Annotated in this window: 5 protein-coding genes; all 5 read right to left on the bottom strand. The window is 58.0% G+C overall.

Annotation, left to right across the window (positions count from 1 at the left end; translation table 11 throughout):
- Positions 1-171: 171 nt before the first annotated feature.
- From HPS01S_RS21220 to HPS01S_RS21200, 5 genes are read right to left on the bottom strand one after another with little or no spacing between them, the layout of a single operon-like run.
- On the bottom strand, positions 172-1,113 hold the full coding sequence (locus HPS01S_RS21220) for an NAD-dependent epimerase/dehydratase family protein (protein WP_084397646.1): 942 nt from the start codon (positions 1,111-1,113) through the stop codon (positions 172-174).
- Complete coding sequence (locus tag HPS01S_RS21215; protein WP_169803966.1) at positions 1,110-3,881, bottom strand: rhamnan synthesis F family protein; 2,772 nt, start codon at positions 3,879-3,881, stop codon at positions 1,110-1,112. The genes HPS01S_RS21220 and HPS01S_RS21215 overlap by 4 nt, the downstream gene beginning before the upstream one ends.
- Before the next feature lie 16 nt (positions 3,882-3,897).
- Positions 3,898-6,591, bottom strand: coding sequence for a class I SAM-dependent methyltransferase (locus HPS01S_RS21210; RefSeq protein WP_066161116.1), 2,694 nt, complete (start codon positions 6,589-6,591; stop codon positions 3,898-3,900).
- Positions 6,591-7,934, bottom strand: coding sequence for an ABC transporter ATP-binding protein (locus HPS01S_RS21205; RefSeq protein WP_066161113.1), 1,344 nt, complete (start codon positions 7,932-7,934; stop codon positions 6,591-6,593). Before HPS01S_RS21205 ends, HPS01S_RS21210 begins: the two co-directional genes overlap by 1 nt.
- Positions 7,924-8,754 (bottom strand): ABC transporter permease, encoded by an 831-nt coding sequence (locus tag HPS01S_RS21200; protein ID WP_084397643.1) that lies wholly within the window; start codon positions 8,752-8,754, stop codon positions 7,924-7,926. Before HPS01S_RS21200 ends, HPS01S_RS21205 begins: the two co-directional genes overlap by 11 nt.
- Between the last annotated feature and the right edge of the window lie 23 nt (positions 8,755-8,777).

Genomic DNA, 8,777 nt, shown 5'->3' with positions numbered 1-8,777 from the left:
TGCCATGGCGGCAGGATGTCGGCAGCTCATAGAAAGACTGCCAAAGATTGGCAGCGATTTCTAAGCGTAGCCCAGTATATGAATTTGCAGGCGCTCCCGTCGATCATGCCTTATACCGCCTGATCTGCCGGCCAGAAAAAAGCAATCAGCGATCAGGTCTGGCGCAACGAATCATGTGTTCGGTGCCTGTGAATCGCTGTATTTCCTTGCAGATTTCAGCCATTGCAGTGTCCGCTCAATGCCTTGCGTCAACGACAGCTTGGGGCTCCAGCCGAGTTCCTGCTGCGCCCTGGCGTTGCAGAGCACATTGGACTTCACGTCGAATGATCGGCTGCTGTGTCGGTGCACAACGAGAGGGTGCCCTGTGGCTTGCTCGACAAGTGCAATGATCTCCAGCAAGGAGGTCCCAATACCAGTCGAAATATTGAACAGGAAATGAGGGCCTTGGTAGGAGGCCGCTGCGATCATGGCGTCAATCAGGTCGTCGATGTAGAGATAGTCCCTCTGGACGTCCCCGGCCCCCCAAAGATCAATGGGTTGATTGTTCAGGCTCTTGTTGAGGAATGCACCGATGACCCCTTGTGGCGACTCTGGTCGAAATCCTGGGCCATAGGGATTCGAGATGCGTAGGCAGATGGGGTCCAGTTGTCCCGCATGTCTAAAGATCGCCAGGTACTTTTCGATGGCCAGTTTGGTTGCGCCGTAGGGAACGATCGGTTCCGTGGGGTGCCTCTCGTCGATCGGCAAGTATTGAGCCTCCCCATACACAGTTCCGCCGGAAGAGGGAAACACAATGCGGGAGATTCCCTTTTTCTTCATCTGCTCCAGCAGACGAAGGGTGGACAGCAGGTTGCCGTGCACATCGGCCGTGGTGTTGTCCACCGAGGTGTTTGGCAAGGTCGTCGATATCAGATGGAAAACGATATCGGCGCCTTGCAGCAACTCCGAGAAGTCCGCGTGGGTGGTGAAATCGCCGGCGAAGAAATGAAATGACTTCGAGGCGTGCATCGGCACTCCTCTGTCAAAGACTCGGACCGCGTGTCCTTGCGCCAGCAGACGAGACACCAGCGCCGAACCGATGAATCCGTTGCCTCCGAGCACGACTGCGATCATCGCGTCAGACCCGGAACAAAGGTCAGGGCATAGCGGGGAGGCTGTCCGGTAGCTGCTTTGGCTCCGAGCAACCGTTCCCAGGCGTGCAACACTGTGCCGTCAATGGGCAGGGGCTCGGCAGGCGTGAATCGTTTGGGCAGGTTCATTTCCTGAAAGCTGCGCAGGTAAGCTGCACGCGACCAGAACATGGTTCCCACTGGGAAGTCAAACTGTCTGGGAAGTCCGGAGAAGTCGTCTTCGGAAACGAGTTGCCTGGCCATGGCTTCATTCTTTCCCCAGCCCATGACATGCGGATCGTCGGGAAAGACAATCTGAACTTCCGGGTGCTTGTCCATGTGCCCAATGATGCGATCCAGCATTCTGGGCTCGCGGTCGCTGCCAAGCAGGTTGCCAAGGAGGAGTTCGCGCCATCGCATCACGAGATCACTGCCGTCGGTCACATGAGGGCTTTTCTTCGTGTGCAGATGCCCGATCACATCGTATTGATCAATGATGGAGCTGCAAAGGTCGAGGAACGGATAGATGTCACGACCGACGTTGGGGACACATTCCACAGGCGTCTGTTGCAGGTCGAAGGAATGCAGAATGCTCTGAACCTCGGCGCGTTTGACTTCCGAATCCACTGTGACGAAAACATCGACGGCACACTGATTGGCTCGAAGGCGCTGCAGGATATCGGGCAGCAGATCCGGGTAGAAGGCGTGCAGGTGCAGCGCGGTTCTAGACTGTTGCGTGAGTCGGTCCGATGGCTCACAGGAGGTCGGTGTGATCAGAGGGATATCCTGGTGACCCGACTGCTTCATGTGATGAAGCAGGGGGTCGACACCGGGTGGCAGGGCCAGCCGCTCCCGGTACGCCAAAGGGTTGAATCCGGGCACGGGTTTCCTGATGACGGTGCCCAACGAAGCCCTGAGTACATAGTCCCAGCACAACGCTCTTTCGGTCAGTTGTGGTTGGTAAGGAGCCAGAGGTCTGCCCAGATAGTAGGGAGCATCGAAGTGCCGGCCTTTGATCAGCTCGTCGACCGTGGTCGACCGCTTACACCATTGGTTCCTTGCTTCTTCCTGCATCCCGACCAATGAGTCGCAGTACCCGGGCATGGAAAACGCATTGGCGCCGATGCGGCGCAGAGCCTGGCGCACGGTGGGGCTCACTTGGTCCTCAAGCAGGCACACCGCCTTTTGGGCCATGTCCGTGGAATCGAGGTAGTCCGCCACACACCGTTCTTGCAGACCGTTCGCCCTGAGGACATCGGCAATGCCGCTGGCTCTGTCGAAGCACACCACGGGAAGACCCTCGCAGATGGCATCGATCGCCACATTCGGCAATGGGTCCAGACGTGAACTGAGCAGAAGCAGGTCTGCTTTGGCGTAGAGGGATTCCAGATCGTCGGTTTCGGCGACGATGTGGATTCGATCATCGAGACCGGCACGAGACATCTGGTCTTTCAGGATGGCCGAGTACTCAGGGTCATAGTCCGGGTATCCCCCTCCCACCCACAGAAACTCACAGTCTTGCTGCCCCGACAGCTTTTCCATGCGCGCAGCGACTTCGATGAACAGGTCCACGCCTTTTCTGATGCAGACACTGCCAAGACCGATCACCAGCCGTCGCTTTGTTTTCGCAATATCTGGAGCCGACTTGGGGCCGATGTCGGAAACGAATGCGGCGTCAGGGGATGTGCGCAGGGTCGGAGGAATCAAGCACCGCCCCTGGGGCATGACCTTGACGTGATCAAACAAGCCCGGAAAGCAGCTGGCCGCGTCGGCTTTGGTGAGTTCCGTCGAAAAAACGGTTAAGGACGCCCAAACCCGAGCGTGCGCAAACTTGTCGCGCGGCATCGTGTTCGCAGCGAACTCATGGATGAGCAGCACATTGGGGACGCCGGCCACAGTCAGTGGCTCGCACAGCGCTCCGGTTTCGATGCTGTTGAGGATGGCATACCCGATTGAATGGCGCAGCCGCAGCGTGTCCACAACATGTCGTGCGACGGTCGGGTTGTGTTTGGCCTCCGGGATGAGGTACGTGGCGTGTGCATCCACTTGAAAGTTTGTCAGCAACGCCCCAGGGGCGAGCAGCAGAACAACCGTGTTGTGCGAGGCCGAAAGTTGCTTGCAGATGTTCCACGTAAGGATGGGTGCACCTGTGCGGGAGGCCTCATGGCTGACCAGCAGGATGGAGGGTTTGCTCGGGTCGAACTCCTGGCCATGGCAGGCCGTGGGAGTTGGGAGCCTGTATGGGCGCTTCTCGGTGACACCGTGGCTCGCAAAGTGCTCGTAAGGATTGAGGGGGGAGCGCACAACGTCCGGGTTGAGGGTGAGATAGATGTCCGGGTCGAAGTCGTCTGGGATGCACTCGTACTTGTCGAGGGCCGGCAAGACAGGGGGGCGCCCTGTCCTGTAGCGCCGAAACTCCTGGATGCCATATCGAAGGAAGTGCTCCTTGAGGTCTCCCTCATAGTTCGCCAAGTCTGTGTTGAGTCGACGGTACTCCTCCGGATCGAAGTCATCTGGCAGTGCCTCGGAAGATCTCCAGCCAGACGGGACCTGGTCCCTGCTGTAAGGGCGTTGTTCCTTCTGACCCTGAACGATGTAGTGCCAGTAGGGATTGAACCCGCTTTGCGCGATATCGGGATTGAGATCGAGGTAGGTCCTCGCATCGAACTCCAGCGGCAACGCCGATACATCGACCCGATCAGAACCCTTCAGTTGTTTCAACAAATCCTTCAGTGAAGACTTGTTGCCGGACGGTTGCCTTTTGCTGGCCATGCGGGTGCTTGATGCGTTAGAGGACAAGGATTCGCTGCTGTCTGGCTTCCACTGTGCTGCGGATGCGAGCGAGTTCGTCTGCCACCTGGCCAGCATCCAGGCGGGATTCCCAGAAGGAAAGCAAGTTGGGCTGGGCGCTGCAGACATCGGGGCGGGCGAGCACCATCAGCGGACAGACCGCGGGACTCTGAGTGGTCTGCATAGCCGCTTTGGCACCCACATAGACCACCGACAGACCTGAATCGCACAGCAGCGCGACATAGGCCAATCGGAGCAGTTCGGCATCTGGCAGCGGCCAGCCGCTGTCAGATCCGGCGCCCGATCTGTCGAGCAGGCGCGGAAATGCTAGGTACGAACGGTCTGGCAGCGACTTCAACCAGGTGTTCCGATCCCCCGCCGGTTCGCTTGTCTCGGTGGACAGGTGTGCAAAGATCTCCAGTTGGTGAGCGATGGCTCCGGCCGATTGAGCTGCAGAGGCATGGGCAGCGCTGAAACGCCACTCAAAAGGAAAGTTCCAGTGGCATGACTGCGTCATCAGTTGCTCGGCCTGTGAGCCGTGGTCGATGCGCGCAAGCCCGATGACCGAGGGCTTGGGCTGTCGCCAGCCGTGTACCGCAGCAATCCAGTTGAGGGAACGAGGCGACGATGAGCCTGAGTCGGCAAGCCGGGTGACGTGCTGAAAGTCACGGGCGAGCTTGACCAGGCTCTTGGGCGAACGTGAAACCAGATGACTGTTGGTGAGTTGTCTGGTCAGTCGATGCAACGCCAGACTGTTTCTCAATGAGTCGGAGCTGGCGCGTTCAACAACCGACTGTGTGGTCTGGTGCGCCAGGAGCAACGACTCCTCTGTCCTGCGTACTTGCTCCGTGAGATGGTCGCAATGCCGTCGCAGATCCTGCAAGGCCAAATCTCGCTGGTGGACCTCCTGCTCCAGATTGCGGCTGTGCTGCTGCCACTGAGCAAGGGCTCCATCCTGTCCTAGGCGCTCCTTCAGCCGCTCATGGGTGTTGAGTTGTCGCTGAGCACCGTCCTTGAGCCACTGCCAGACCTGTTCAAAGTCTGTCGTCTCTCCACTCAGCGCCAGTTGCAGGTCCAGTTCGTAGCGAACCAGCGCTTTCGCTTCGCTCGTGGACAGCTCGGCACCCAGCAGACGCAGCGTGCGGGTGATGATATCCAGCATCGACAGGCGTGACTCGCTGGCGTGAGCTCCGATCTGTGACAACCCTCCCACTGTGTGCCAGAGGCTTCTGAAGACCAGTTGGACAAAGGAGAGGTCCTGTTCCAGGCGCCATTCCAGATCGAACACGCTGCACGTACCATCCGGGTGTACGCGGATGTTCTGTGGGATGCAGTCGAACAACCAGCCTGGCAACGGCTGATTCCAGCGGACGCGGCTGTCCTGAACAAGATCTATCGAGCCGATCCTGGCCAGCTGAACTGCATACAAGAGCACGAAGTCAGCCAGTTGCTGGTCTGACCATCCGGGGCGAGTGACGATGTCGATGAGGCTGCTGCTGAGCAAAGGCAGTGGCGCATAAGGTGTATCGTCCTCCAGTCGGTGGCTCAGGCCTGGAACGGAGGCGGCCGAAGCTTCCGCGTTGCTCGAAAGCGGCCTCCTGACGATCGACACTTCCGAGTCATCCCGCTCATGGCTGAACACGGTCTCTTTGCAGAACTGGGGCAGCCGCTGGGTGCTGAAATGCCAGGCCAATGGTCGCTTGCCATCCCCAGGTGCGGTGGCTTTCGACTTGTCTCGAGGCCTCGCCACAATGAGGAACGAGTTGGCAAGGTCCATGGCCAAGCCGTTGGCCTGCACGACGGGCCATACCCGCTCCAGGCAGAAGGCCGAGTCGGCAGGAAGCTGGTGATCTTTGGCAGCCGTCAGTACCAGAAAGGGCGTCGGGTCGAACGCAGGGTTGTTGAAAGCACCTTCCGCCAGCACACACGACGGCAACTTGTAGTCCGGGAACGGATACAGGAAATCCACCGACTCGAATCCGGCACTCTTCAGCAAGTCGCCAAGCGCTTGCTTCCCGTAGGTGCGTACACCGCCCGGCTTGTACTTGTCCTCCAGACCCAGCATGGCCTGGCCGAGATGGTCCTCCGGAGCGCCTGCCCAGTACTTCAACCCCAGCTGGTTTTCAATCGCGATGATGAGGCAGCCGTCGTCGTTGAGCCGCGCCCGCGCTTTGGAAAGCATGTGCAAAGCGGCCTGGTCGCTGCGGACAAACATGTTGGCGTATTCGAGCACGCCGATCAGGGTCACCGCATCAAAACGCTGCTCGGTTTCAAACGCGGAGAACTCGTCGCAAATCACTTCCACATTGCCCTGGTCTCGCGTGCGCAGCCGGGTGATGTGGGCCCGTCTTCTGCTACCCTCCAGTGCCGTCACTGATCGTGCAACCTCCCCCAGGTAGCGCGTGATAGCGCCACAACCAGAGCCGATCTCCAGCACCGAGCCTGAAAGGCTTGCGCGAAGTGGGCGCAGGATATTGGCACGCTGCGATGAAAGGTGATAACGGGTAGGCCAGTCGATGATGTGCGAACGCAACTGCGAGGACAGTACCGAGCAGTCCTGTGTTGCCGCGATGACCGATGCGATTCGGTTTTCAACCTCATCGCCATCGCTGTAGCCGAACTCGCCGTGGTCTGGGCGCTGCCACACGCCATCCGAGGCGCTCTGGGAGTAAATGGGCGAAATGGGGTTCATCAGTTCAGGCGGGCTACTTCGGAGATGGCCAGCTCCAGGCGAGCCAATCCGAAAAACGGCTCAGGAGATCTCACCACGAAGTGGATGGAGTCGTAACGGCGATCATGCGGCGTGATGGTCTCGCCATCACGGGTTGCGATGCCAAGGGATATGAAATAGTCACCGGGCGCCAGATTGGCGTGAAAGCTGGCCCGGATGAGTACACTGGTGCCCGCTTCGCCAGTGTCGCGCATGCTGGCCTGCGACAGCAGTTCGGAGTTGGATCCATACAGCGTGACGCCTTCCTTGTTCTTGACCGTCAGGCCGAAGATCGGGTTGATCAGCCGTTTCCGGTATTGAACGGAGAGTTCGAGATCCATTCGCGCACCTGACTTCACAGACACGGGATAGGACTCTCCCTGACACGAGAGGTGGAAGTCTAGGATGGCTGCAGCTTGGTCCCCCCATCTGTATTCGTACGGGTTGTAGCCTGCATGGCTGGAGAAGAAGTCGCTGTCGGTGGACAGGTGACGTGGGTTGGTTTCAACAGTTGCGGGGGGGGCGCCAAGCGAGGCGACTGTTGGGGCCACCGAGCTTGGCCCGGTGCCAAACAGCACGTCGTGGTAGCGATTGACCACTGACTTTGTGTTGCCCCGCTCCAGTACCTCGCCCTTTTCCAAGAGAATGGCGCTGTCGCAGTGGGTAACGATCTGCTCCGAGGAATGGGTGACCAAAAGAATGCTGGTCCCGCTTTCCTTGAGTTGCTTGAGTCGGTCAAAGCACTTGGCCTGGAACTTCGCGTCACCAACGGCCAGAGCCTCGTCAACAATCAGTATGTCCGGATCGATCTGCGCCTGAACTGAAAACGCCAGACGCACCATCATGCCGCTGGAGTAGCTCTTTACCGGCTCATCAATGAATTTTCCGATGTCTGCGAAGCGGACGATTTCGTCAAAGCGGTCCTCTATTTCCTTTTTTTCGAGCCCCAGCAGGGCCGCGTTCATGTAAACATTGTCGCGGCCGCTGAATTCAGGATTGAAGCCCGATCCAAGTTCCAGCAATGCCGCCACGCGACCTTCTGTCTCAATGCTGCCACTGCTGGGTGTGAGTGTTCCGCAGATCATTTGCAGCAAGGTGGATTTGCCACTTCCGTTTTGCCCGATGATTCCAATGGTTTGGCCCTTGGGGATTTCAAATGAGACATTGCGCAGCGCCCAGAATTCTCTGAAATAGCGCTTTTCGGGCAGGGACAGCAGGCGGTGAATCCGCGGCATCAGGGACTGTGTAAGACGATCCTGAGGTCTGTCGTAGATGTGGTAGCACTTGCTCAGTCCGTCAACTCTGACGGCTACGTCAGATGACATCGGAAAAGCCCTTTCTGGTTCTCTGGAAGAAAACGAAACCCAGCACCATCACCACGGCACAGATGGTGGTGTACAACATCCAAGACTTCCAGTCTGGTAGCGTTTGATGCAGCAGCACGCCTCTGAGGTTCTCGACGACCTGGGTCAATGGGTTGAGCTGGTATACCCATTGGAGGCGCGGGTTTACGGATGACAGCGGGTAAAAAATAGGGCTTAGAAACATGAGCGCTGTCAGTGCGGGGCCGACAATCTGGCCAATGTCCCGGAGGAATACTCCCAACGAGGAAATGGCCCAGGTCAATCCTGTCACCAGCATCAGCAGGGGGGCCATCACAATGGGTGTCAGGATCACTGTCCAGGTCAATGTCCAGCCAGAAAACAGGACCATGAGTACGACAATGACATAGGCGACCAAAAAGTGGAAAAGAGCCGCAAGAACGGTGACGACACACAGCACTTCGAGCGGGAAGACAATCTTTTTCACATAATTGGGATTGGATGTGATCAGAAACGATGCTTTTCCGATGCATTCCGCAAACAGGTTATAGACCAACAGGCCTGTGAACAGGGCGGCCGCAAAATCAAGATGGTTCGCGTTTCTGGCGCCTGCCCATTTGGACTGGAATATCTCTCCGAATACGAAGGTGAATACCGAGACCATCAGCAGGGGTGTGAGCACAGACCAGAACACACCGAACAGCGAGCCTTTGTATCGCCCTTCAATCTCACGCTTGACAAGCGCCAAGATGAGGCTTTTGTGCCTCCAGATGGTGAGCAACAACGCTTTGGGCGACGCGGCGTGAGACGCGTGTGGGTTCATTCAAAGACCTCAGCGTCCACCAA

The organism is Hydrogenophaga pseudoflava NBRC 102511 (assembly GCF_001592285.1).
In the GTDB taxonomy this organism is placed as follows: domain Bacteria; phylum Pseudomonadota; class Gammaproteobacteria; order Burkholderiales; family Burkholderiaceae_C; genus Hydrogenophaga; species Hydrogenophaga pseudoflava.
This window is presented reverse-complemented; position numbering and strand designations above follow the sequence as displayed.